22 protein-coding genes are annotated in these 23735 nt (G+C 37.1%); 12 read left to right on the top strand and 10 right to left on the bottom strand.

The window, feature by feature from the left end:
- Window positions 1–352 precede the first annotated feature (352 nt).
- On the top strand, window positions 353–1147 hold the full coding sequence (map, locus tag F960_RS13115) for a type I methionyl aminopeptidase (RefSeq protein WP_004865917.1): 795 nt from the start codon (window positions 353–355) through the stop codon (window positions 1145–1147).
- A gap of 92 nt (window positions 1148–1239) precedes the next feature.
- Here the strand turns inward: map and F960_RS13110 are convergent, their stop codons facing one another.
- Entirely contained in the window at window positions 1240–2139 is a 900-nt protein-coding gene (locus tag F960_RS13110) for a LysR family transcriptional regulator (RefSeq protein ID WP_004865916.1), read from the bottom strand.
- A gap of 101 nt (window positions 2140–2240) precedes the next feature.
- Window positions 2241–2663 (bottom strand): HD domain-containing protein, encoded by a 423-nt coding sequence (locus tag F960_RS13105; RefSeq protein WP_004865914.1) that lies wholly within the window; start codon window positions 2661–2663, stop codon window positions 2241–2243.
- A gap of 96 nt (window positions 2664–2759) precedes the next feature.
- Between F960_RS13105 and F960_RS13100 the strand changes: the two genes are divergently transcribed.
- Window positions 2760–3092 carry a hypothetical protein gene (locus F960_RS13100; protein WP_004865912.1) on the top strand — a complete coding sequence of 111 codons (333 nt, stop codon included), beginning with the start codon at window positions 2760–2762 and terminating at the stop codon, window positions 3090–3092.
- Window positions 3093–3111: 19 nt separating this feature from the next.
- Here the strand turns inward: F960_RS13100 and F960_RS13095 are convergent, their stop codons facing one another.
- On the bottom strand, window positions 3112–4071 hold the full coding sequence (locus F960_RS13095; protein WP_004865911.1) for a LysR substrate-binding domain-containing protein: 960 nt from the start codon (window positions 4069–4071) through the stop codon (window positions 3112–3114).
- A gap of 261 nt (window positions 4072–4332) precedes the next feature.
- On the opposite strand from F960_RS13095, the gene F960_RS13090 reads away from it, so the two are divergent.
- The 3 genes from F960_RS13090 to F960_RS13080 all read left to right on the top strand — a co-directional run bounded on the left by F960_RS13090 (window position 4333) and on the right by F960_RS13080 (window position 8389).
- Complete coding sequence (locus tag F960_RS13090) at window positions 4333–5535, top strand: acyl-CoA dehydrogenase (RefSeq protein WP_004865910.1); 1203 nt, start codon at window positions 4333–4335, stop codon at window positions 5533–5535.
- 245 nt (window positions 5536–5780) lie between these two features.
- Window positions 5781–7094 (top strand): MFS transporter, encoded by a 1314-nt coding sequence (locus tag F960_RS13085; protein WP_004865908.1) that lies wholly within the window; start codon window positions 5781–5783, stop codon window positions 7092–7094.
- 86 nt (window positions 7095–7180) lie between these two features.
- Complete coding sequence (locus F960_RS13080) at window positions 7181–8389, top strand: CaiB/BaiF CoA transferase family protein (RefSeq protein WP_004865907.1); 1209 nt, start codon at window positions 7181–7183, stop codon at window positions 8387–8389.
- Window positions 8390–8507: 118 nt separating this feature from the next.
- On the opposite strand, the gene F960_RS13075 is transcribed toward F960_RS13080, so the two are convergent.
- Both F960_RS13075 and ppk1 read right to left on the bottom strand, forming a co-directional pair.
- A complete protein-coding gene (locus F960_RS13075; protein ID WP_004865906.1) occupies window positions 8508–8789 on the bottom strand; it encodes a hypothetical protein in 282 nt (93 codons plus the stop codon).
- Window positions 8790–9134: 345 nt separating this feature from the next.
- A complete protein-coding gene (gene ppk1 / locus F960_RS13070) occupies window positions 9135–11225 on the bottom strand; it encodes a polyphosphate kinase 1 (RefSeq protein ID WP_004865905.1) in 2091 nt (696 codons plus the stop codon).
- 447 nt (window positions 11226–11672) lie between these two features.
- Here ppk1 and argC point away from each other — a divergent pair, with 447 nt between their 5' ends.
- The 5 genes from argC (at window position 11673) to F960_RS13045 (ending at window position 16685) form a co-directional block, all read left to right on the top strand.
- Entirely contained in the window at window positions 11673–12722 is a 1050-nt protein-coding gene (gene argC / locus F960_RS13065; protein ID WP_004865904.1) for an N-acetyl-gamma-glutamyl-phosphate reductase, read from the top strand.
- 82 nt (window positions 12723–12804) lie between these two features.
- The gene (locus F960_RS13060) at window positions 12805–13554 is read left to right on the top strand and encodes a DUF6776 family protein (RefSeq protein WP_004865903.1); all 750 of its coding nucleotides are present in this window, start codon (window positions 12805–12807) and stop codon (window positions 13552–13554) included.
- An 11-nt stretch (window positions 13555–13565) separates the two neighbouring features.
- Window positions 13566–13985: an ATP-dependent Clp protease adapter ClpS gene (gene clpS / locus F960_RS13055; protein ID WP_020846727.1), complete on the top strand. Its 420-nt coding sequence runs from the start codon at window positions 13566–13568 to the stop codon at window positions 13983–13985.
- Window positions 13986–13994: 9 nt separating this feature from the next.
- A complete protein-coding gene (gene clpA, locus F960_RS13050) occupies window positions 13995–16271 on the top strand; it encodes an ATP-dependent Clp protease ATP-binding subunit ClpA (protein WP_004865901.1) in 2277 nt (758 codons plus the stop codon).
- A 60-nt stretch (window positions 16272–16331) separates the two neighbouring features.
- Window positions 16332–16685: a YnfA family protein gene (locus F960_RS13045; RefSeq protein WP_004865900.1), complete on the top strand. Its 354-nt coding sequence runs from the start codon at window positions 16332–16334 to the stop codon at window positions 16683–16685.
- Window positions 16686–16688: 3 nt separating this feature from the next.
- Here the strand turns inward: F960_RS13045 and F960_RS13040 are convergent, their stop codons facing one another.
- The 4 genes from F960_RS13040 to F960_RS13025 all read right to left on the bottom strand — a co-directional run bounded on the left by F960_RS13040 (window position 16689) and on the right by F960_RS13025 (window position 20416).
- The gene (locus F960_RS13040) at window positions 16689–17759 is read right to left on the bottom strand and encodes a hypothetical protein (RefSeq protein WP_004865898.1); all 1071 of its coding nucleotides are present in this window, start codon (window positions 17757–17759) and stop codon (window positions 16689–16691) included.
- A gap of 188 nt (window positions 17760–17947) precedes the next feature.
- Window positions 17948–18421, bottom strand: coding sequence for a hypothetical protein (locus F960_RS13035; protein WP_004865896.1), 474 nt, complete (start codon window positions 18419–18421; stop codon window positions 17948–17950).
- 270 nt (window positions 18422–18691) lie between these two features.
- Window positions 18692–19606, bottom strand: a complete 915-nt coding sequence (gene argF, locus F960_RS13030; protein WP_004865895.1) for an ornithine carbamoyltransferase — start codon at window positions 19604–19606, stop codon at window positions 18692–18694.
- A gap of 156 nt (window positions 19607–19762) precedes the next feature.
- Entirely contained in the window at window positions 19763–20416 is a 654-nt protein-coding gene (locus F960_RS13025; RefSeq protein ID WP_020846728.1) for a TetR/AcrR family transcriptional regulator, read from the bottom strand.
- 683 nt (window positions 20417–21099) lie between these two features.
- Here F960_RS13025 and ppk2 point away from each other — a divergent pair.
- Together ppk2 and F960_RS13015 are read left to right on the top strand one after the other, a co-directional pair.
- Complete coding sequence (gene ppk2, locus F960_RS13020; RefSeq protein WP_004865891.1) at window positions 21100–22017, top strand: polyphosphate kinase 2; 918 nt, start codon at window positions 21100–21102, stop codon at window positions 22015–22017.
- Window positions 22018–22260: 243 nt separating this feature from the next.
- A complete protein-coding gene (locus F960_RS13015; protein WP_004865888.1) occupies window positions 22261–22896 on the top strand; it encodes a hypothetical protein in 636 nt (211 codons plus the stop codon).
- 85 nt (window positions 22897–22981) lie between these two features.
- On the opposite strand, the gene F960_RS13010 is transcribed toward F960_RS13015, so the two are convergent.
- A complete protein-coding gene (locus tag F960_RS13010; protein ID WP_004865886.1) occupies window positions 22982–23605 on the bottom strand; it encodes a hypothetical protein in 624 nt (207 codons plus the stop codon).
- Window positions 23606–23735: the final 130 nt, after the last annotated feature.

Below are 23735 nucleotides of genomic sequence, written 5' to 3'. Positions count from 1 at the left end.
TTTAGTCCATATATCTGTGCTTTTGTATTATTTTTTATACATCATATTAAATATTTTTATATAAAAATACTATTTATACGAAACTTTTAGTTATGAGTTGTGATAAGTTTTTGAATTAATTGATTTATAAATTTGGCATTTTTTAGGATAAAAATGCTGTATTCATCTGTTTGTCCAATTAACATGCAATAATTAAAACAATTCAAACAGCATTGTTATGTACTTCATTTTATTGATATTCTTTTTTCATCAAGGATTTAACGGGAAAAGTGATGTACTTAACATTTAATCCCAATTTCTACATTCGGCTTAAAAGGCATATACTAGCCCAATTGAAAAAGAGGACTGACAAATGAAAGCTTCTGCTATTACACTTAAAACCGAAAATGACATAGAAAAACTTAGAGTGTCGGGGCGATTAGCTGCTCAGGTTTTAGAGATGATAGGGGAGTATGTCAAGCCGGGCGTTTCGACAGAATATTTAGATGATATTTGTAATGATTTTATCGTCAATAAACTAAAAGTAATTCCAGCAAATGTTGGATATTACGGCTATACCAAAACCACCTGTATCTCACCGAATGAAGTCGTATGTCACGGTATTCCGTCTCCAAATACCATTTTAAAAGATGGCGATATTATCAATATCGATGTAGCGATCATTAAAGATGGCTATTTTGGTGATACAAGTCGGATGTATTTTGTAGGTAATGTTAGCCCTGAAGCTAAAAAGCTTGTGGAGACTACATACGAAGCGATGGTTGCAGGTATACATGCAGTTAAACCGGGTGCGACTTTGGGTGATGTTGGTTTTGCGATTCAAAATGTTGCGCATCGTGAAGGTTATAGTATCGTCCGTGAATATTGCGGACATGGGATTGGTAAGGTTTACCATGAACAACCGAATGTTTTACATTATGGTCAACCAGGTCAAGGTTTAAGACTTAAAAAAGGCATGGTATTTACCATTGAGCCTATGGTCAATGCTGGTAAACCTCGTGTCAAAGAGTTAAAAGATGGCTGGACAGTCGTAACGACAGACCATTCTTTATCTGCTCAATGGGAACATATGGTTGTGGTTACAGATACAGGTTTTGAGTTGTTATCGCCTTGGCCAGAAGGTACTGGAACTTATCCAGCGATTTAATATTTTGATCTTGAATTTTTAAATGATTCACACAAAAAGAGTGACACTGTGTCACTCTTTTTTTGTTTATTGATATTGGATATAAATGAAAATTAACGTTGAGCCAATTGTTCCACCAAGTAATCAATAAATACACGCACTGCAGGCAGTAGACCACGACGTGATGGATAAACTGCGTGAAATATACCGTGTTGTGCTTTCCATTCAGGTAATACATGAACCAATTCACCTGATTTTAAATACTCAGCAGTGATTGAGTCAGGTAATAGCGCAATACCACAATTTTGACTCGCCAACTGAGCTAACATACGTAAATCAGAGCCCATGACCATGGGTGTGATTTTGATTTTACGGTGGTGATTCTGTCCGTCATATAAGACCAAATGTTGATCCAAATGCTCATCAGCCATACTTAAAATGCGGTGTTCACTCAATTCTTCGGGCTGTTTTAAGATCCCAAATTCATTTAAGTAAGCTTGGCTCGCCACCAAGTGTTGCTCGATATGTTCAAATTTTCGGATCACCAAACTCGGATCATCATCCAAATTATCACGGACACGTAAAGCGACATCGATGCCTTCATTAATCACATCAAAACGTCGATTGCTGACGATGAGTTGAACTTTGACTTCGGGATATTTTTTGAGGAAAGCAGGTAAAATTCTGGCAATTTCGTTTTGTGCGATCGAAACAGGAATACTGACTTTAATCACACCGCGAGGCTGGATACTTAAATGGTCGACCAAATCATGTGCAGCTTGTGCAGCATTCATCATCACTTGAGCATGACGATAAACATTCATACCGATTTCAGTCACAGCAAAATGTCTAGAGCTACGTTGAATCAAACGAACACCTAAATGCTCTTCTAGATTGTAGACACGACGACTCAATTTTGATTTTGGGATATCAGTTGCACGTTCCGCGGCACTAAATCCACCATGCTCTACGACCAATGCAAAACAATAAAAATCATCCAAATCAGAGAGCATTCTACTTTCCATTTTTGCAACAAAAATGCATTTTTAGCTGATGTTGTTGCATTTTGTCAATTTTATTCTTGTGAATAATACCGCAAAATTTGCAAAAATATTTAGCCAGTAATCAATATTTGTCGGACTTGACGATATTCTTCTAAACGGAGTAAATCTTTGGCTGTTGGATGTTTAATGCGTGATAAATCCATATTATCCGCGATGTCTGCGAGTTTAACCATTCTTGCAATAGGATTTTTGACTGCTCGATAGGCCGCTTCGATACGTGATTCACCTTTATGTTTGGTGAGTGCAACAACCGCATCAATAATTTCTTGGCTAAACCCAAGCGAAATGAGATCGACAACTGTGGTATCTGTATCTTCGAGGATATCGTGCAAAATCGCTACAATTTGCTGTTGTGTTGTTTTCATTCTAAACATTAAGCGTAATGGGTGAAGAATATAAGGTTGCTCACCTTTGTCCAGTTGACCGGCGTGTTTTTTTGCTGCGAGTGCAATCGCTTTTTCAATGGTAGACATAATATCTTTTATAAATCTCAATAATTTTTTAATTCTTCCGCTGAATTAATCATAATAGTTCGTTTACAATAACATTTTTTATATTATCTAAAAATTATGGCTTTTCAACTGATTCGTCTTGAAAATCATCAAGAAAATGTTTCATGCCCATTTTGCCAGCACGACATTATTGACTGGTCAGAAGAGCAATATGTTCAACCTTGCGCACATACATTGTTCGTGGCGATGGATTTGGGTTTTGAGTACGTCTCAGATGTATTTGAATCAAGCTTGTCACGTACTGTTGATGAAATACATGCTGAACCTGAAATCAATGTTTTAGCTGAGCTAGAGAGTAGCAGTTTGCAAGATTTCCAAGTTCTGCAAACAGATCTCGGTGTAGAAAATATGTATCGTTATATTGGAGTGAGTCCAAAAGCGATTGTTTGATTGTATTAAACAATCGTGATTATTGAGGGGCTTGTCGTTGTTGGGTTAATCCTGCTTCATATTCTAACCATTGCACAAATTTTTCAATAAGTGGGGCATTTTGTTGCTGTTCAGAGTAAACAAAATAATAGCTCCGTGAAGCTTTAAGTTTGATATGTGAAGCAATGACCAACTCTTTTGATGAGAGTTCTTTTTCTAGTAGCATTTGTGGAATCAGTGCAACACCCATATGATGTGTGGCTGCAACCGCTAACATTGAAAATAACTCATGTCGTTGACCATCCATCGCATAGGGATGGTCATATCCTACTTTTTCAAACCATTCTTTCCATATATATGGGCGGGTCGTCTGTTGCAATAAGGGCAAAGTCGCGATTTGTGCCGCAGTTAATGAACCATTAAAAGGCCCATTTTCAGGTCTAAGTTCTGGAAAATGTTTATAGATCATTTCAGGTGAGCAGACTGGGACGACATCTTCTGACATCAGAAAATGAACTTTTGTGCCTGGCCAATTTTCAATTTGTGCATTTGTTCCCGTATAAATCGCTGCATCGAAAATATGATCGCTAAATAAAAAAGGTTTGGTGCTGGTTTCAAGATGAATGGTTATTTCTGGATTGATTTGATTAAATTTATATAAACGTGGCAATAGCCAGCGTGTTGCAAAAGTTGGCACAACACCGAGTTTTAATGTTCCTCCCAAACCTTTGTGTGACATAAGATCAAGAGTACTTTGCTCGATACTGAGCAGATGCGATTTGATATTTTTAAAATATTGTTCGCCTGCAAAAGTCAGTTCTACGCCGTGACGAGTTCGGTTGAACAAAGCTAAGCCCAAAAACTCTTCCAATTGATGAATTTGCCGAGAAACAGCACTTTGAGTGATATTGAGCTCCTGTGCTGCATAAGTATAACTACGATGTTTTGCAGCGGATTCAAAACATATTAGTGCCTGTAATGATGGAATCATTCGGCGCATATTTTCATCCCTTATCTTTAAGTTATTTGAAAAATACATATTTGTATAACTACAGTATTTAAGAAAATAATCGGTATCGTGTCAATTGTATGGTTTTTTTATTATTTAAACAGATATCCGAATAAGATATGAGTTTTATGCATAACTCTGTGCAATTAAATCGTTTGTGCAATGTTCAAAATATACATAGGATCAGTGAATACAGCTAAAATTAAAATGCTTAAATTTTAAAGTTAAACATCGGTAAAGGAAGCGGTGCACATGGCAAATTCAAAAGTACAATTTAACTGGCAAGATCCATTTTTATTGGAACAACAATTAACATCTGAAGAGCGCATGATACGTGATGCTGCACATGCGTATTGCCAAGATAAACTCGCACCTCGTGTTTTAGAACAATTTCGTACTGAAGGTGTAGATAAATCTATTTTCCGTGAAATGGGCGAACTTGGTTTATTGGGACCAACGATTCCTGAACAGTATGGTGGGGCAGGTTTGAATTATGTAAGTTATGGTTTGATCGCTCGTGAAATTGAATATGTTGATTCGGGCTATCGTTCTATGGCAAGTGTGCAAAGTTCGTTGGTTATGGTTCCTATCAATGCATTTGGTTCTGAACAACAAAAACAACAATATTTACCAAAATTGGCAACGGGTGAGTACATTGGTTGCTTCGGCTTGACTGAGCCAGATCATGGTTCTGATCCGGGTAGTATGGCGACCCGTGCTAAAAAAGTTGAGGGTGGTTATCGCTTAACAGGTTCAAAAATTTGGATTACCAATAGTCCGATTGCAGATGTATTTGTAGTTTGGGCAAAAGAAGTATCAGCCGAAGGTAATGTAGGTGCAATCCGTGGCTTTATCTTGGAAAAAGGTTGGGAAGGGCTTTCTGCACCTGCGATACATGGCAAGGTTGGGCTGCGTGCTTCAATTACTGGTGAAATCGTGATGGACAATGTATTTGTCCCTGAAGAAAACGCATTCCCAGAAGTACGTGGTTTGCGTGGCCCATTTACTTGTTTGGATAGTGCTCGCTTTGGTATCGCATGGGGTGCAATGGGCGCAGCAGAGTTTTGTTGGCATACTGCCCATCAATATGTGATGGATCGTAAACAATTTGGACGACCATTGGCAGCAAATCAACTTGTGCAAAAGAAACTTGCGGATATGCAAACTGAAATCGCACTTGGTCTACAGGCAGCGCTACGCTTCGGACGTATGAAAGATGAAGGGATTGCTGCAGTTGAAGGTACATCATTAATCAAGCGCAATAACTGTGGTAAGGCTTTGGACATTGCTCGAGTAGCACGTGATATGTTGGGTGGAAATGGCATAAGCGATGAATTTGGTATCGCAAGACATTTGGTCAATCTTGAAGTCGTCAATACTTATGAAGGCACACATGATATTCATGCCTTGATTTTAGGTCGTGCGCAAACGGGCATTCCTGCCTTTGCCAATTAACCCTTGCAAATTGGGTTTATAAAGCGCCTAAAACGTTCAGAAAATTAATTCAATCAATAAAATAACTTAGATGTTCATACGTGAGCATCTATGGGGTGCTTTTGTCTAAAAAATATAGAGATTCATTGCATGAGCTTTACGTTCTAGGTTTTATTTTCAGACCAAATAAAATTAAACAAACAACTTTGAAAATGATGCTAGATAAAATCTGCAATGACTCATTTGGGAAAATGAGGTGGATATTAATGAACAATGAAGTTCACAACAATAGTACATTGGCTGTAAAACTTCCTGCAAATGTGGGAACTTACGAAAAAATTGGTGCAAATACTTGGAAATGGGCGCTGCTTTTTGCTTATTTTGCCATGGTTGTCGATGGCATCGATATCATGCTGCTGTCTTATAGTTTGACCAGTTTAAAATCAGAATTTGGGCTTTCAACTTTTCAAGCAGGCGCATTGGGCAGTGCGTCACTTGCGGGTATGGGGATTGGTGGGATTTTAGGTGGATGGGCATGTGATAAATTTGGACGTGTTCGAACGATTGCAAACTCAGTTACTTTCTTTTCTATAGCGACTTGCTTACTTGGTTTTACCCAAAGCTTTGAACAATTTATGGCTTTACGATTTATTGGTGCTTTGGGTATTGGTGCCTTATATATGGCTTGTAATACCTTGATGGCAGAATATGTGCCTACAAAATATCGTACTACCGTGCTGGGTACATTACAGACAGGGCAAACGGTCGGATATATCGTAGCAACCTTAATGGCTGGAGCGATTATTCCTGATCATGGTTGGAGAACATTATTTTTTGTGACCGTTATTCCAGCCTTTATTAATGTCTTTTTACAGCGTTTTGTACCTGAGCCTAAATCTTGGCAATTGACCAAAATTGATCAGGCAAATGGTGTAGTAGAACCTGAAAAAGTGACTGAACCACAACAGAAAAGTGGCAGTATTTATAAGCAGATCTTTGCCAATTTCAAGCATCGGAAAATGTTTTTACTTTGGATGACTACGGCATTTTTTCTGCAATTCGGTTATTACGGGATCAATAACTGGATGCCAAGTTATTTGGAAACCGAAGTGCATATGGACTTTAAAAACCTCACCAGTTATATGGTTGGTTCATATACAGCAATGATTTTAGGCAAAATATTGGCAGGCTTTTTGGCTGATAAATTTAATCGTCGTAGTGTTTTTGTCTTTGGTACGATTGCGAGTGCGATATTTTTACCGATCATTATCTTCTTTAACACGCCTGACAATATTTTATATTTATTGATTACTTTTGGCTTTTTATACGGTATCCCATATGGAGTCAATGCAACTTATATGGCGGAATCTTTTTCTACGGATGTGCGCGGTACTGCGATTGGTGGAGCTTATAACATTGGGCGAGTGGGTGCTGCGATTGCGCCTGCAACAATCGGATGGCTGGCTTCAGGTGGCACATTTGTTATGGCTTTTATCGTCATGGGGGCTGCCTATTTCATCGCTGGCGTATTACCGGGATTGTTTATTAAAGACCGTCAATATGATCCTCAAAAACATTAATTTGCACGTAAATACACTGTATAAATCGCTTAAATATAATGTGAATAGTAATCAGATATTCGCATAAATAAAGAAAAGGAAATAACATGGGTGCATTACAAGGAATACGCATTTTGGATCTAAGCCGTGTGTTGGCTGGTCCGTGGTGCGGGCAAATCTTGGCAGATTTGGGTGCTGAAGTGATCAAAATTGAGCGTCCAGTGACGGGAGACGATACTCGTCTTTGGGGGCCGCCGTGGATGCTCGATCAACAACAAAAAGCCACCAAAGAAGCGGGCTATTATCAATGCACCAATCGCAATAAATTTTCGGTCGCTGTGGATATTGCGACTGAAGAAGGACAAAAGATCATTCAAGATTTGGTGAAAACGGCTGATGTGGTGATTGAAAACTATAAAGTTGGATCATTGGTCAAATATGGACTGGATTATGCAAGTTTAAGTCAGCTCAACCCTCAACTAGTGTATTGTTCCATCACAGGATTTGGGCAAGATGGTCCACGTGCTGCCGAACCGGGTTATGACTTTGTACTTCAAGGTATGTCTGGCTTGATGAGCATCACAGGTGAGGCTGATGCAGGTGCACAAAAAGTCGGGGTAGCAGTCGTCGATTTGCAGACAGGTTTGTATGCCACTGTTGCGATACAAGCGGCTTTATTGGCACGTCAGCATACTGGGCGTGGTCAATATATTGATATGTCATTGCTAGATGTACAAGTTGCAGGTCTGGCAAATCAAGGCATGAACTATTTGACCACAGGTATATCGCCGCAGCGTATGGGAAATGCTCATCCTAATATTGTGCCTTATCAAACCTTTAGGGCAAAAGATAAGGAATTTATTATTGCCTGTGGCAATGACAAGCAATTTGTTGATTTATGCCATGCTATAGGCAAATCAGAGCTATTAGCCGAGACAAAATTTCTAAAAAATCCTGATCGAGTAAAATATCGTGAACAATTGATTACGATCTTGACTGAGCATTTTATGACGAATACTGCTCAATATTGGGTAGATGCGATTCATGCTCGAAAAGTGCCAGTAGGCGTGATTAACTCAATCGAAGATGCGCTAAATGAACCACAGATTCAACACCGACAAATGGTGGTCAATCTGCCGCATGTACTCAATCCTGAGTTTAAAATGATTGCTTCGCCGATGAAACTGTCAGATACACCTGTCGAATATCGTCATGCACCACCATTGTTGGGTGAACATACTCAGCAAATTTTGCAGGAAATTCGAAGTCAGGATGAGATTTTAAAATTGCAAAATCTAGGAATTGTGCAAGCTTAAAAATATGCAGTGAATCGCATGGTTATTTTGTTCAGTGTGACTGATCAATGGATTGTTTGAAAATGAAGGCAAAGTCAGAGCGGATGAATCCACTGTGACTTTGTCATTAAAATAAAAATCAAACTTTGTTTAAAGCATCAGCGTGTAAGACTTTCATCTTGAGCTGCATGGAATCTATATCAAATTTATTTAAATCATAGATATAGTATAAATATCCATGATTGGGTACGTTTTGATATCCAATCGTGGGTGCGACATAATCATAGGCTTTTAAGGCATTGATAATCTTTTCTGCATGCGTGCTGGCTATCGTTTTTGTTCCCTCTACAAGAGCTAGACCTTGATCAAGAACATCGTTCACAGCATCATAAATATTGTCACTTTGTTTAAAAATTTTCATAAATTATTTGGTTCCGTTGTTATTGTAAAATATCTCGTTCATATTATTTTTGTTTTTAAATTTAGTCTATATAAATCAATAAATTGTTAAAAATGATAAATAATCTTACAGATTTGGAAAATATATTTCTTAGTGCTTTTTAAAGGCTATCGTTGCTGAAGATAACAATGATATGGGTTATTGGATGTTCCTTCTTCCTTTGGGAGAAGAAGATACGCCATTGTGAAACTTCATTTTAAACTAAATTCTACTTATGCAATTTATCTGTTATGACGAAAACAAAGGCAGAAAATACTGCCTTTGTTTAGGGTTTTTGATATTTTAAATTGGATGATTTTAAAACCATTAAGCACTCGGAATAATCGTTCTTTCATCCATAAGTTTTTGCTGCGCGATATAAGCCTCTTCACCCTCTGCAGGTGAAATTTGATGCCATTGATCTTGCTCATCTAGTCGCCATGCACGGGTATTGTCTTGTAAGTAACTCAATAAACCATCATTGATAATTTGCTTACGTAGTTTTTTATCTTCGATAGGGAAACAAGTTTCAACCCTTGAAAATAGGTTACGTCCCATCCAGTCCGCACTCGCGCAATATAGCTTTACATCACCATCATTATGAAAATAGTAGACACGGGTGTGTTCTAAGAAACGTCCAACGATAGAGCGTACATTGATATTTTCAGACAAGCCTGCAACTTGAGGTCTTAGACAACAAATTGAACGTATGATCAGATCAATTTTAACGCCAGCCTGAGATGCACGATATAAAGCAGCGATAAGTTTAGGTTCAGTTAAAGCATTTACCTTGATAATAATTCGGGCTTCTTTGCCATTCATGGCATTTTGAGTTTCGAGCTCAATAAAATTTAGAAGTTGAGCATGTAAGGTAAAAGGGGCATGAAATAGTTTTTTTAATTTTGCCATGCGTCCCATACCTGTCAATTCTTGGAAAATTTTATGAACATCTTCGCAAATATCAGGATCAGTTGTGAGTAAGCCATAATCTGTATACATTTTGGCATTACCCGCATGATAGTTGCCTGTGCCAAGATGGACATAACGCTTTAATTTTTCACCTTCACGACGCACGATCAAAATCATTTTGGCATGAGTTTTATAGCCAACAATCCCGTATACGACCACGGCACCTGCTTCTTGTAAAATATTGGCAACTGTTATATTAGATTCTTCATCAAAACGAGCACGTAACTCGATAATAGCGGTTACTTCTTTACCATTTCGCGCTGCTTCTGCCAAAACCTGCACGATTTCAGAATCTGGACCACTACGATATAAAGTCTGCTTAATCGCCAATACATTAGGATCAGTTGCTGCTTCTTTGAGTAGGTTGATCACTGGCGCAAATGAATCGAATGGGTGATGGAGAAGTACATCACGCTTACTCAGTACATCAAATGTTTGATGAGGATTGCGTAATGACTTTGGAATGATCGGTTGATAGGGTTTAAAACGAAGTTCTGGAATATCAAAATTGGCAAACAAACGTGCGAGATTGACTGGACCTTGAACTTGATACAAATGAATTGGGTCTAAATCAAATTGTTCGAGTAGATAATCATTGATAACGTTTGGACAATGGTGCGCGATTTCTAGTCTAACAGCACGTCCAAAGCGTCGTGAAGAGAGTTCATCTTTTAAAGCCACAGCCAGATCATCGACATCTTCAGCAAGCGTCAAATCAGCATTTCGTGTCACACGGAATTGGTAGCAACCCGTAGCACTCATCCCCGGAAATAAGTCATCGATATGTTGTTGTATGATCGCTGACAGTAAAATGTAATGTTCCTGGCCATTGGTCAACTCATCTGGTAATCGAACCACACGAGGTAAGGATCTTGGTGCAGGCACAATGGCTAGATCGATATGACGACCAAAAGCATCTTTTCCTTCTAAAGTCACGATAAAATTCAAGCTTTTATTGACTAGACGAGGAAAGGGGTGAGCTGGATCTAAGCTGATCGGCGTAACGACTGGCTGAACTTGTTTAAAGAAATAATTTTTGATCCATTCTTTATGTTTTTCTAAAATATCCTGAAACTGGATGAAACGGACACCATAGCTTTGTAGTTTCGGTAAAAGTGTATGATTTAGAATATTATATTGTTCATCTACAGCTAAGTGCGCGGTTTCAGAAATTTGTTTGAGCACCATTTCATTTGGAATAGCATCAGGGGCCGTCGTTAGGGTATTGAAGTCAATTTGCTTCATAAGACCAGCAACACGAATTTCAAAAAACTCATCTAAATTGCGAGAAAAAATAATTAAAAAATTCAATCTTTCTAAAAGAGGATGATTTTCATCTTTTGATTGAGCCAACACACGCTTATGAAATTCTAAAAGAGAAAGTTCACGATTGATGTAAGTCGCTGAACTATGCTGAAAATCTGTTATTTGTGTTGTTAGAGATGACATTGAAATCACTACGTGTTTTGACTGTGTCTATTATACTAGTTTTGTAATATGACATATTTGTTACAATGTAGCTTAAATGTTTGAAAATAATTAAATTTAAACTTGTCATATATGAAGTTTTGTCATGATATTTAAATATAAAATATTAGAGCTTATTTGTGGATTGAAAAATATACAATAATTTAACATTTTATAAAAATGAGTCCTTGAATATTCCTTGTCATTTAAAAAGTTCAAAATATTTGGATTAAATTTTGAAACACGAACGCTATTCAAAATAGCCTAAGCAGGTGGCAAATCTGGCGTATTGAAAAATAGATCGCCTTATTATTTAGTTTGATCCTAATAAAAAATCATCAATCCCTAGTAAAATAGTTTAGAAATTTCAAACTTCCTGTCATACTAGGCAGTTATTGAAATGGAAACTTTTTTGCTGAGGTAACACAAGTGATTACTGTAGGAATCGTGGGCGGTACAGGCTATACGGGCGTTGAATTATTGCGTCTTTTACTACGACACCCAAATGTTCAAGTTCAAGTACTCACTTCACGTACTGAAGCAGGGAAGCCTGTAGCAGATATGTTTCCAAGCTTGCGTGGACAAACAGAGCTTGCATATTCTGATTTAGATATTGAAGTATTAAAAAAATGTAATGTGGTATTCTTTGCTACGCCGCATGGTGTTGCGATGAAACATGCCGCTGAGCTTGTTGCTGCAAATACTAAAGTAATTGATTTGGCAGCTGATTTTCGTTTGCAAAATCTCGAACAATTTGAAAAATGGTACGGTTTAGAGCATGCCTGCCCAGATATTTTAAAAGATTCTGTTTATGGGCTTTCAGAGCTTAATCGAGACAAAATCAAAAATGCTCAAGTGATTGGTAACCCGGGCTGTTATCCCACTACAGTTCAACTGGGTCTCGCGCCATTATTTAAGACAAATGCAACTTTAGTGAAACCTGAAAGCATTATTATTGATGCAAAATCAGGTGTATCGGGCGCTGGTCGTAAAGCAAGTCTAGGCATGATTTACTCTGAAAATGCGGACAATTTTAAAGCCTATGGTGTCGCTGGACATCGTCACCATCCTGAAATCGTAGAGGCTTTAGAAAATATTTCGGGTCTAAATGGTGTGTTCGATCATATTTTATTTGTACCGCATTTAGTACCGATGATTCGCGGTATGTTAAGCACGATTTATATCGATTTGACTGATGAAGGCGATGCATTAGAACTACAAAAATTGTATGAAGATTTTTATGCAAATGAGCAATTTGTCGATGTAATGCCAGCAAATAGTTCACCTGAAACGCGAAGTGTACGTGGTGCAAATCAGCTCCGCATCGCACTTTACAAGCCTCAGCCTAAAAAATTAGTGGTTTTATCCGTACAAGACAATTTGGTCAAAGGTGCAGCAGGACAAGCGGTTCAAAATATGAATTTAATGTTCGGTTTCGCTGAAGATGCAGGTTTGCAGGGTATTGGATTATTACCATAAAAAAACGATTTAATACTTCCCACACATTCAAATTTAGATTTAAATGTGTGGTCTGTTTCAATTTAATAAATTCGAGAAAACGATGTATAACGCAGAAACAAATGATTCCCCAAATTCGGCTCAATCTAGTAAAAAGCCAAGCATAAGAGGCAATAAACCGCTGATTATCGGTGGAGTTGTGTTGTGCGTTGGTAGTCTGTTACTCGGATATACGGTTGGACATCGACAAGGCTTAAGCGTTGTCGGTTATGATGCAGATGCACAGCAACTTGTAGATGTTGTCGATAAGCAGAAAGCAGCGATTGCAGCGATGAACAAAACGCTCAATACTTCTGTTCAGGAACGTGATGTAGCGATCAGCAATTCCAATGACTTATTAGAAAAAGTGAATACATTGCAAGCTGAAAAAGAGCAGACCTTGAGTCAGGCTTTGATGTATCGTGAAGTATTGCGTTTGCGTGGTGGTTTGAGTTTAACCGTGCAAAACCTTGCAATTAAACCTTTGCCTGAAAATGCTTATGAATATCAAATTGATTTGCTTCAGGTCAGCCCTGCACATCGCCGTGCTGCGGGAACGGTTGAAGTGAGATTGATCAGTGGTACTGAGGTTCTCACTGTACCAATGGAAGATAATAAATATAATTTTGAAGATTATGCTCGTCTAACAGGTCGTTGGACGATGCCTAAAGGCTTCAATCCACAGTTTATTGAAGTTCGCTTGAATGGAGGGACACCTGTGGTAAGACGTTTTAGTTGGTCGCGTGGTAAACCTGTTGAAGCACCAACCTCGATTATTTCAGAAATTCCTCAAGCGGAAGCAAACTCTCAGTAATGAAAAAACAAATGTTTATACGTAATGCTAAAAAGAAGTCACTTTTAAATGATCTTAAAGCTACATTTCATCAAACAGGCTATGTGGATTGGCATATCAATCCACGCTTAAGTACAGCAGACGATGAACATCCAGAAGGCGATGTGGTTGTACAAACTGCACCACCAGAAATTAAGCGTCCTCCGATGTATGCTGTCGTTTTAATGAACGATGATTACACGCCAATGGACTTTGTAATTGAAATTTTACAACAATACTTTGCAATGAATCTTGACCAAGCCACTCAAGTAATGTTAACAGTACATTATGAAGGAAAAGGTGTTGCTGGCGTCTATCCAAGAGACATTGCGGAAACAAAAGCAAACCTAGTAAATAATTATGCTCGATCTCAAGGTCATCCGTTACTTTGCCAGATTGAGCCAAAAGAATAAGGGGGTCTCATGCTCAGTCGTCAATTAGAAGTCTCTTTACGTTTGGCTGTTAGCATGGCTCGTCAAAAGAGACATGAGTTTCTCACAGTTGAACATTTACTACTGGCTTTACTAGACAATGATTCTGCTGTTAATGCGTTAAAAGCATGCGGAGCAGATATCGTGAGCTTGCGTAAAGAATTAGAAGAATATGTAGAACAACATACGCCGAAGCTAGGGGAAAATAGTGATCAAGCCCCACATCCTACTGAAAGTTTTGATCGAATTTTACAAAGAGCTATTTTCCACGTTCAATCCAGTGGTGGTGACCGTACTGTAGAAGGTGCGGATGTTTTGGTTGCAATGTATTCTGAGCGTGATTCATTTGCGGTTTATTTGTTGAAACGTCATCAAATTAATCGTTTGACTTTGACTCAATATTTATCTCACGGTACGCGTAAAGATGAAATTCAAGTTGAAGAAGAAAATGATGATATTGAAGGTGAGTCAAATGCTTCTGCAAATGCAGGACCACTTGAGTTATATACGGTCAATCTCAACATTGAAGCGCAAAAAGGCAAAACCGATCCATTGATTGGGCGTGAAAAAGAAATTGAACGTACAGCGCAAATTTTATGTCGTCGCCGTAAAAACAATCCTTTATTGGTCGGTGATCCGGGTGTTGGTAAAACATCGATTGCTGAAGGATTGGCGTGGCTGATTGTTAACGGTAAAGCACCTAAGCCACTTGCAACAGCTGAAGTCTATAGTCTAGATATCGGTTCTTTGGTTGCAGGCACAAAATATCGTGGTGATTTCGAAAAGCGTTTAAAACAACTTTTAAATGCATTAAAGAAAAATCCAAATGCGATTTTATTTATCGATGAGATTCACATGATCATCGGTGCAGGTTCAAGTATGGGCAGCACGATGGATGCGTCCAATCTGATCAAGCCTGCATTGGCAAATGGTTCATTACGTTGCATTGGTTCAACGACATTCCAAGAATATCGTCAAGTTTTTGAAAAAGATCATGCATTATCACGTCGCTTCCAAAAAATCGATGTCAATGAGCCAACTATTTCTGAAAGCATTGATATTTTACGTGGCTTGAAATCTAAATTTGAAGATTTCCATCACGTTGAATATGACGATAAAGCACTGGTATCTGCAGTTGAACTTTCTGCGAAATTTATCAATGATCGTTTCTTGCCAGATAAAGCAATTGACGTCATTGATGAGGCAGGAGCACAGCGCCGTCTTAAAGCTGAAAAAGAAGGCACTTTGATTACGGTTGAAAATATCGAAGACATCGTTTCTAAGATCGCCCGTATTCCACCTAAAACTGTATCTAAAGATGATAAATCGGTACTTGAGCATCTAGAGCGTGATCTTAAACGTGTAGTCTTTGGTCAGGATGAGGCGATTAGCGCATTATCTTCAGCGATCAAATTGTCACGTGCAGGGCTTAAAGCGCCAGATAAACCAGTGGGTAGCTTTGTCTTTGCAGGTCCAACGGGTGTGGGTAAAACAGAAGTCACTAAGCAATTGGCAAAATTACTTGGTGTTGAGCTAGTACGTTTTGATATGTCTGAATATATGGAACGTCATGCTGTTTCTCGTTTGATCGGTGCACCTCCGGGTTATGTGGGCTATGATCAAGGCGGTCTATTGACTGATGCGATCCATAAAAATCCACATTGCGTATTGTTACTCGATGAGATTGAAAAAGCGCATCCAGATGTCTTTAACTTGTTATTGCAAGTGATGGATCATGGATCGTTGACAGACAATAATGGTCGTAAATCTGATTTCCGAAATGTGATTATTGTTTTGACTACCAATATTGGTGCAGAAAGTATCTCACGGACCAGTATCGGTTTCACTGAGCAAGACAACTCTAATGACAACCAAGAAGCAATGAAACGTGCCTTTGCTCCAGAGTTTCGTAACCGTCTAGATGGTGTGATTCAGTTTAAAGCATTGCCGACAGTGGTGATTGAGTCCGTGGTGGATAAATTCTTAACTGAGTTGCAAGCACAGCTTGATGATAAGAAAGTCGTGCTTGAAGTGGATCAAAGTGCTCGTGACTGGATGGCTGAAAATGGCTATGATCGTTTGATGGGTGCTCGCCCAATGCAACGTCTCATCCAAGAGCATTTGAAGAAACCGCTTGCTGAAATGATTTTGTTTGGTGAGTTAGCTGATCATGGCGGAAATGTCGCTGTATCAGTGAAGAAAGAAAATGGTAAAGCTATCGGACTAAAACTTGAAGTTTTTGAAGATGAAACTGCTGAACCTGCATAATCAGTCCTAAAATGAATAGCCCGTGTTATGCACGGGTTTTTCTTTTGTTCAGGGTAAAAAATGGATATCCAATTCACAAAAATTTTCACGACATTTTTATTATTTTTTATCACAGCAATTTTTGAAATTCTTGGCTGTTATTTTCCGTATTTGATCCTAAACCAAGGTAAATCTCATTGGTACTGGATACCCACTGCATTGTCTTTGGCCGTATTTGTTTGGTTGTTAACGCTTCATCCAGCCGCGTCTGGGAAAATCTATGCGGCTTATGGTGGAATCTATATTTTTACCGCCTTGATGTGGCTACGCTTTATTGATCAGATGCCTTTAACACGTTGGGATCTATTGGGTGGTTGCATCGTATTGGTCGGTGCTGCGGTTATTATTTTACAGCCACAAGGATTGCTCCGTTAATTTTTAGTTTTTTTGTTTGGGTAGATCTAAGTTACCTTGCATACTGCTGCATAATGGTGGATAAGCTTTTTGATTTTCCTCATAATCTAGTTGATATTGTTTAAACCAATTCTGATAGTTTGGATTTAAGCGTAAATTGGCTAGATTCCTCTCTTTAGCAATCGTTTCAGGACTTGCAGCATCTACATTGGTAACATCGTATTTGCTGAGATAGTAGAGCGCTTTTTGCGGTTGATTAAGCAAGGCATAAAACTCTGCTAAAAATTGATATTCACGCTGTGTGTTTTGTTGTTGAGTATTTACATAATTTTCAATCTTATTTTTATGTGAAATCAGCCATTGATCCGCTTGTTTGGGATTTTGGCTATATAGGTATTTGTAATATTGCTGCACTAAAATAACAAAGTTACCTGAGTCATAGTTTTGCTTAGGATTGTTCAATATTTTAAATAATGGCGTTTTTAGAATATCAATCAATCGCTGCTGTTCATCTCGCTGATTTGCTTTTGTTTGAACGATATCCAATTGTTCACTTAAAATCGCATAATAATCATTGCGATACTGTTCATTCTTTGGATATTTTTGATAGTTGGGATAAAGGGTTTCTTCAGCGAGTTTAAGCAGGCGGTAGCGTTCATTATTGTTTTGATCTTTGCGATAAGATGTTGATGTTCTGGCATAAAAAAGCGCTAAGTTGTAACGCACATTGCGATCATTGGGCTGTTGTTTGAATAGAAATTGATAAATATTTTCAGCTTGCTTTTGTGCGTCGATTGATTCGGGTCTACAGTGTATTTCTATTAGATATTCTGCATAAACACTTTTTAAAATGGCGTAATTCAGTACATAGCGTTGTTCGTTAGTATTCAATTGCCTTGAGGTTTCAATGAGCTGATCTACTGAGCGTTTGTGCCAATTCATGGTACTTAGAATGAGTTTTTCATGACCGTGCATTTTTTTAGAGTTGAGGTTGTCATTTACAACTTCAGCAAGTTGATTGTAGTTGGGATCGTTAGACGCATGATTTTGAAGTGAAAATGTTGCTAAACAAATGCATAGGATCAATTTTTTCATTTTTGTAGTCCGAATTACCAATATGTAATTTTTAAAAAGGGTAATAAAAATAATGGTTTATAAAATGTTTAGAGCAAAAAATAAGATTAAATGTGCTTTTACAACGATCTGTAATAAAGTGATTGATTGATCAATCACTTTATTTTGTGTGCTTAAATCTAGGATTTTTATAAATATTTAAGCGAAAATTAATTGAAATTACATTCTTTGCTATTCAATTTAATCTGATAATGATGTTGTTCACTGCTCAGATTCATTGCAACATAATATGGGTTTTTGCGTTGAAATTCATGTTCGAAAATCTGTTTGCAGTTTTCTAAAACGTTGCGATGCAATAATTTTTTAACCTCATTTTCACCAATACTATTTTCAAATTGAGTGAAATCAGGTGTAGTAATAATGCCTTGTATTTCAATATGATCAGGATAAAGTCTAAGCTTTTCTATAATGGTATTTTGATCAATTTGTAAGGGTAGTGTTCTTGAGTCTTCGTCACTTAAGTAAAAAAGCACATCTTTCAGTGCGGCTGGATTTTTGATTTTGTAGCTTGAATCGATGATCTGTTTTTTGATCAAATACTGGTCCAATTCAGTTTCCGCTGCTGAGCTAAAGCTTGCACAAGTTAAACCGAGAAAAAATAGAGAAAAAGCTTTTAAATTCATAGATTTTAGTCACGTATTGATCTTATATTTTGATTATACGGAGTATTTTTAGATTACAAAGGATTGATACTAAATTTTACATCTTTTTTAACGTGAAATTTTTCATATTCAATCTAATTTATTGAGTATTTAAACTTTTTTATACCTTAATTGAACTTATAGTTGCAATAAAAAGCCCAAATTTCTCATTTTAAAAATGATCCATTTGGGCTTCGATTTCTAACTCTTTCTTGAGAAAGACTTTAGATGATATTTGAATAGATAAAAGACTTATTTCAAGTTTTCATTAATCAAAAATTCAACCAATGCTTTTTGAGCATGTAAACGGTTTTCTGCTTCATCCCAAACTACGGCATTTTTGTAGTCGAGCATTGTTTCAGAAATTTCTTCGCCACGGTGCGCAGGCAAGCAGTGCATGAATAAGCAATCTGGATGAGCCAAGCCGATTAATTTCTCATTGACTTGATAATCAGCAAATGCTTTTTCACGGATTTTCTGTTCTTCTTCTTGCCCCATGCTTGCCCATACATCAGTAACGATAAGGTCGGCATTTACTGCTGCATCTTCAGCAGAATCGACAAGTTCAACACAGTGTGCAAATTCAGATAAAAACTCAGGCTTAGGTTCATAGCCTTTTGGTGAAGCTATTTTCAATTTAAAGCCCCACATGTGCGCAGCTTCAATATATGAATTACACATATTGTTGCCATCACCGATCCATGCAACCGTTTTACCTTCGATAGAACCACGATGCTCAACAAAAGTTTGTACATCAGCAAGGAGTTGGCAAGGGTGGTGATCATCTGTAAGAGCGTTGATGACAGGCACTTTTGAGTATTCGGCAAAACGTTCAACGATGTCATGACCAAAAGTACGAATCATCACGATATCAAGCATGCTTGAAATTACACGAGCTGAATCTTCAACCGGCTCGCCACGACCCAATTGAGAATCACGTGAAGAAAGGAAAATTGCACTTCCACCAAATTGGCTCATACCTGCTTCAAAAGAAACACGGGTACGCGTGCTCGATTTTTCAAAAATCATTCCCATTACTTTACCAACGAAAGGTTGGAAAACTTCGTTGTTGTGTTGCATTCGTTTGAGTTCTTGCGCTCGTTCGATAATGCGGTTTAATTCAGCGGTAGAAAGATCACGTAAAGTAAGAAAATGTCGTAGAGCCATGGTTACTCCACAATAATTGCTGTCAATAAAAAAATTGACCAACAATTAATTGTTGGTTGGTAAATAAAAAAGAGATTTAAATTGGTTTTATTAAATGTTCCGCAGAACAATTAACAATCCACTAATATACTATAAGATGTGTGAATTGCAAAAAAACTAGACTTTTTGGTGACCGTCTAAGAAGCGATCAACGCAATAATTGATGTATTCGATCATTTCTTGATCTGTTAGCTGTGCATCAAGTCCCATCATGATACGCCATTCGGTATTTCTCAAAATACCGAAATAAAACATCGCTGAATATAGTGGGTTAGGACAGTTTAATTTTCCAAGCTCGACTGCACGACTTAATGTGTTTGCAATCGTCATTTGAATAAATTTTGGACCTTTTTCATGTAAGTATTGTGCAAGGTCTGGACTGCGCTGAGTTTGCTCCATAATCAGTCGCATAAAAGCGGTATGTTTAGGATCTATAATATGACGATAAAAATTATATAAAGTATTAACTAAATATTCACGTAATTCACTGACTTCTGGATCGAAAGGTACACAAATATCTTTAAAGAATAGTTCTCGGTGATAATCACAAATTGCGACAAATAAACCTTCTTTATTGCCAAAATATTTATAAATAGAAGCCTTAGAACCGCCTGCATGATTGACGATATCATCGAGTGATACAGCATCGTAACCACGATCCAGAAATAAATCATTTGCACTTAACAATAAGGCTAGGCGTCGTTCATAGCCACGACGTGTTTGCGGAGAGTCGCATCCATCAGTGCCAATATTTGCTAAGTTCTTAAACATAACTGAATAAAAAGAATGAGTTAATAAAACAGGAGTTATCATTATAACAAAATAAACTTAAGGTTTCTGAATTAGCGCAAAATTAACTTTCGATTTGTCTTAAATGATAAAAAACTTTCGTAATTTGTATTTGCTTTGATTTTATTTCTTATATGATCTCAATTGTTTAAATCATTTTGCTATGTGCAATATTGATGTGCGAGTTTTGTTAAATACGATAATTCAATCGTAGGAGTCGAGGGACTTTTGCTATCTAAGCTTTATATCTGATAGAAAATTTCAGTTATTATGTCAATTGGGCAATATCAAAAGTATCGATAGGGTTTGTGAATTATAATTTGCGATAATTTTATAAATTTAATTATTTTTCATTGGGTTATATTTGTTTTAAATGGTAAAAAAATAAGCGTAAATTGTTAAATATGCAAAGCTTAAACAGTGTTTTAATGGATTGGGGCAAGAAAATGATTTGCTATAATTTATCGAGATTTAATTTTATTTGATCACAGCATAATTTAAAAATGATCAAGGTGAATAGCGCATTGGGGAATGCAAATTATATGGAACTTTGTTGATATTTCATGAATTGATAATGATTTTTTTTCATTATTTTAAAGTTTAGTTTGAAATGTTAAACAAGACTCCTTGCCGCATCTGTTTTATTTTAATTGTAGGGGGAATTTATGTCAGATCACCAATTAGGACCTTTTGAGTCAGTACAAACTCAAGGTCATCAACCTTTGCCGATTTTTGAGAATACCGTCTTGGCTTATCAAGGCAAAAAGGAAACAGAGGATGGTACGACATACGATTTGCCAGAACATTATCCTTATAAAACACGAATGACGCGTCAAGTTTATGAAGCTCAAAAAAAGCTGGTTCAAATTGAATTGCTGAAAGTGCAAAGTTGGGTCAAAGAAACGGGGCAGCGTATTGTTTGTCTTTTTGAAGGGCGTGATGCAGCAGGAAAAGGCGGAACCATTAAGCGTTATATGGAACATCTCAATCCACGCGGTGCACGTGTAGTTGCACTTGAAAAACCTAATGATGTTGAGCGTGGTCAATGGTATTTTCAACGTTATATGAAAGAGTTACCTACAGCTGGTGAAATGGTTTTTTTCGACCGCTCTTGGTATAACCGTGCGGGTGTTGAACGTGTTATGGGCTTTTGCGAACCGCATGAATATCTGCAATTTATGCGTCAAACACCTGAAATTGAGCGGATGTTAGTCAACTCGGGTATTCATTTATTTAAATTTTGGTTTTCTGTGAGTCGTGAGGAGCAATTGCGTCGTTTTATATCTCGTCGTGATGATCCATTAAAACACTGGAAGCTTTCACCAATCGATATTCAGTCTTTAGATCGTTGGGATCAATATACTGAAGCCAAAAATCAAATGTTCTTTCATACACATACTGCCGATGCACCATGGACGATTATCAAGTCTGATGATAAAAAACGGGCACGTTTGAATTGTATTCGTCATTTTTTACATCAATTGGATTATCCAAATAAAGATTTAACCCATATTAAAGTGGATGAAAAACTAGTACATGTGCCAAATCATCTGTTTAAAAGTAGTTTTGATATAGAAGCCTAATCGTATTTTGAATTAAATTTTCTCGATGAAAGGTCTTGGCTTTGTTTTATATTAAAAGGCAAAGACTGTGAAATGAAACCCGCAATACATTTGTATAATGTATTGCGGTATTTTTTTATTTGAGGGTTGTTTTTAGTTCATCTTTTCAAGTTGAAACTAAGTTTATCTTTTCTTAGATTTATATTATGGTTGCCATTTACCACTAAAATAATTCATCTTTATTCAAAGCTATCGGGAAATTTTATGAAAAAAATCATCGTTGGGACTCTATTATCCGTTTTTTCTAGTGTGGTCTTGGCGGATGATTTGAAATGTGAAAATAGTTACTCGATATTTAGGGAAATGACTCAGCAGAGAATTGATATCGAGCAGAGTGGCACAGCAAAACAATATAAAGAATATTTAGAAAAAACTGATTATAGTTATTTATTCAAAAACAATCATCCAAATCAAATCTACTGGGCTAAGCGTTGGAATGATGTTGAATCATTTATCAAAGCGTCTAGTTCTTCTATACAAAAGATTCAAAGTGAAGGTTATAAAAACTATTATTTTAAAATGGGGAAGCCGAAAGCCAATTTTATTTCAGCACTTGGTGAGATGTGCACAGTTCCTTTGATTTCTAAAGATTATTTTAAAGGAATTGATGTTTATAGTACTTTTGATGTTGTTTATGTTCGAGATTTAAAAACCAATGAGTGGCGTAAATTTATGTACTATGGGGTCGAGGATAGACAATATTTGCGGGAATTTTTCTCTAATGATTTAAGACGCTTAAATTTAAGTATGGGTATTTTGAATGGGATGGCATATGACGATTTTATCAATGATATGGCTCATAAAGAACTAGAAAAGGAAAAAATTGAGAAAGAGCATTAAAATAAAAAATGGATAGAAAATAGAAATGCTTAAATTCTCAAAAATTTCCTCAAATAAATGATGATATTATGATTCGAATGTTTTTTTACTTAGTGATCAGGAGTACAGGGTCTTCACTTGTATATCCTGTCTCTTCAGGGAAAGCCAGATATTTGACTGCAACCACAGCCATGTTGTGTGCGGGAACCGTGTAGTATTGGCTAATTTTTAAATAAGGTTTGTATGCAACGGCTGTCTGAGTTTGGCTAAGCATATTTTTGCTAGAAATATTATATTTGTAAGTATATTGAGTAATTTTCCATTCATTATCTTGTGGATGGGGGACTTGTTTCTTTGTTGTGCTTAAGATTTGGATTTTGGCGGTAGCTGCATTAGCAGCTTTGAGTGGCTTAAGTCTGGATTTTATTTTTTTAAGTTGTTGTTCAAAATATGGATTTTCTGAATATTTTTCAACTTTCTTTGTTTTAGGATCAATGTAGATAGAATTGACGCTAATGAGCTTTGGAGCTTGTGTTTGGTTGAGTTGGTAATAGTAGAGTTGAGGTAGGCGACCACTTTCATCTCCATAATAGCGTAATAAATATACTTTTTGTTCTTTGGCTTCATAACCTAAAAACTCGATACTTTGTTCACCACCCACTGTGGCAAAAGTTTGAGTAGAGCATACACTGATGATGAGTGTAGAAATAAGATAGTTAAGATTTTTCATAGATTCCCCTTTAAATTCATGACCTATTATTTAGGGTCTGTTGACATTTCACAACTGAATTGCGTTGTCAGCTAAAATTGAGCAGGCAAGGCACGAAATGTAGAGAATGGCGAGACCATTTTCAAATTTC

It is taken from the genome of Acinetobacter gerneri DSM 14967 = CIP 107464 = MTCC 9824, from assembly GCF_000368565.1.
Classification (GTDB): domain Bacteria; phylum Pseudomonadota; class Gammaproteobacteria; order Pseudomonadales; family Moraxellaceae; genus Acinetobacter; species Acinetobacter gerneri.
The sequence above is the reverse complement of the archived record's forward strand: the minus strand, read 5'-3'. Positions and strand labels throughout refer to the sequence as shown.

What these genes read in the sequence shown, in the direction of transcription:
- F960_RS13095 (WP_004865911.1), bottom strand. Translation starts at nt 4,071, where the DNA reads ATGCGCCGAATGATTCCATCATTACAGGCACTAATATGTTTTGAATCC.
- clpA (WP_004865901.1), top strand. Translation starts at nt 13,995, where the DNA reads ATGCTCAGTCGTCAATTAGAAGTCTCTTTACGTTTGGCTGTTAGCATG.
- ppk2 (WP_004865891.1), top strand. Translation starts at nt 21,100, where the DNA reads ATGTCAGATCACCAATTAGGACCTTTTGAGTCAGTACAAACTCAAGGT.
- F960_RS13035 (WP_004865896.1), bottom strand. Translation starts at nt 18,421, where the DNA reads ATGAATTTAAAAGCTTTTTCTCTATTTTTTCTCGGTTTAACTTGTGCA.
- F960_RS13110 (WP_004865916.1), bottom strand. Translation starts at nt 2,139, where the DNA reads ATGCTCTCTGATTTGGATGATTTTTATTGTTTTGCATTGGTCGTAGAG.
- F960_RS13045 (WP_004865900.1), top strand. Translation starts at nt 16,332, where the DNA reads ATGGATATCCAATTCACAAAAATTTTCACGACATTTTTATTATTTTTT.
- argF (WP_004865895.1), bottom strand. Translation starts at nt 19,606, where the DNA reads ATGGCTCTACGACATTTTCTTACTTTACGTGATCTTTCTACCGCTGAA.
- F960_RS13080 (WP_004865907.1), top strand. Translation starts at nt 7,181, where the DNA reads ATGGGTGCATTACAAGGAATACGCATTTTGGATCTAAGCCGTGTGTTG.
- F960_RS13105 (WP_004865914.1), bottom strand. Translation starts at nt 2,663, where the DNA reads ATGTCTACCATTGAAAAAGCGATTGCACTCGCAGCAAAAAAACACGCC.
- F960_RS13075 (WP_004865906.1), bottom strand. Translation starts at nt 8,789, where the DNA reads ATGAAAATTTTTAAACAAAGTGACAATATTTATGATGCTGTGAACGAT.
- F960_RS13025 (WP_020846728.1), bottom strand. Translation starts at nt 20,416, where the DNA reads ATGTTTAAGAACTTAGCAAATATTGGCACTGATGGATGCGACTCTCCG.
- F960_RS13040 (WP_004865898.1), bottom strand. Translation starts at nt 17,759, where the DNA reads ATGAAAAAATTGATCCTATGCATTTGTTTAGCAACATTTTCACTTCAA.
- ppk1 (WP_004865905.1), bottom strand. Translation starts at nt 11,225, where the DNA reads ATGTCATCTCTAACAACACAAATAACAGATTTTCAGCATAGTTCAGCG.
- F960_RS13060 (WP_004865903.1), top strand. Translation starts at nt 12,805, where the DNA reads ATGTATAACGCAGAAACAAATGATTCCCCAAATTCGGCTCAATCTAGT.
- F960_RS13010 (WP_004865886.1), bottom strand. Translation starts at nt 23,605, where the DNA reads ATGAAAAATCTTAACTATCTTATTTCTACACTCATCATCAGTGTATGC.
- map (WP_004865917.1), top strand. Translation starts at nt 353, where the DNA reads ATGAAAGCTTCTGCTATTACACTTAAAACCGAAAATGACATAGAAAAA.
- F960_RS13015 (WP_004865888.1), top strand. Translation starts at nt 22,261, where the DNA reads ATGAAAAAAATCATCGTTGGGACTCTATTATCCGTTTTTTCTAGTGTG.
- F960_RS13090 (WP_004865910.1), top strand. Translation starts at nt 4,333, where the DNA reads ATGGCAAATTCAAAAGTACAATTTAACTGGCAAGATCCATTTTTATTG.
- F960_RS13085 (WP_004865908.1), top strand. Translation starts at nt 5,781, where the DNA reads ATGAACAATGAAGTTCACAACAATAGTACATTGGCTGTAAAACTTCCT.
- F960_RS13100 (WP_004865912.1), top strand. Translation starts at nt 2,760, where the DNA reads ATGGCTTTTCAACTGATTCGTCTTGAAAATCATCAAGAAAATGTTTCA.
- clpS (WP_020846727.1), top strand. Translation starts at nt 13,566, where the DNA reads ATGTTTATACGTAATGCTAAAAAGAAGTCACTTTTAAATGATCTTAAA.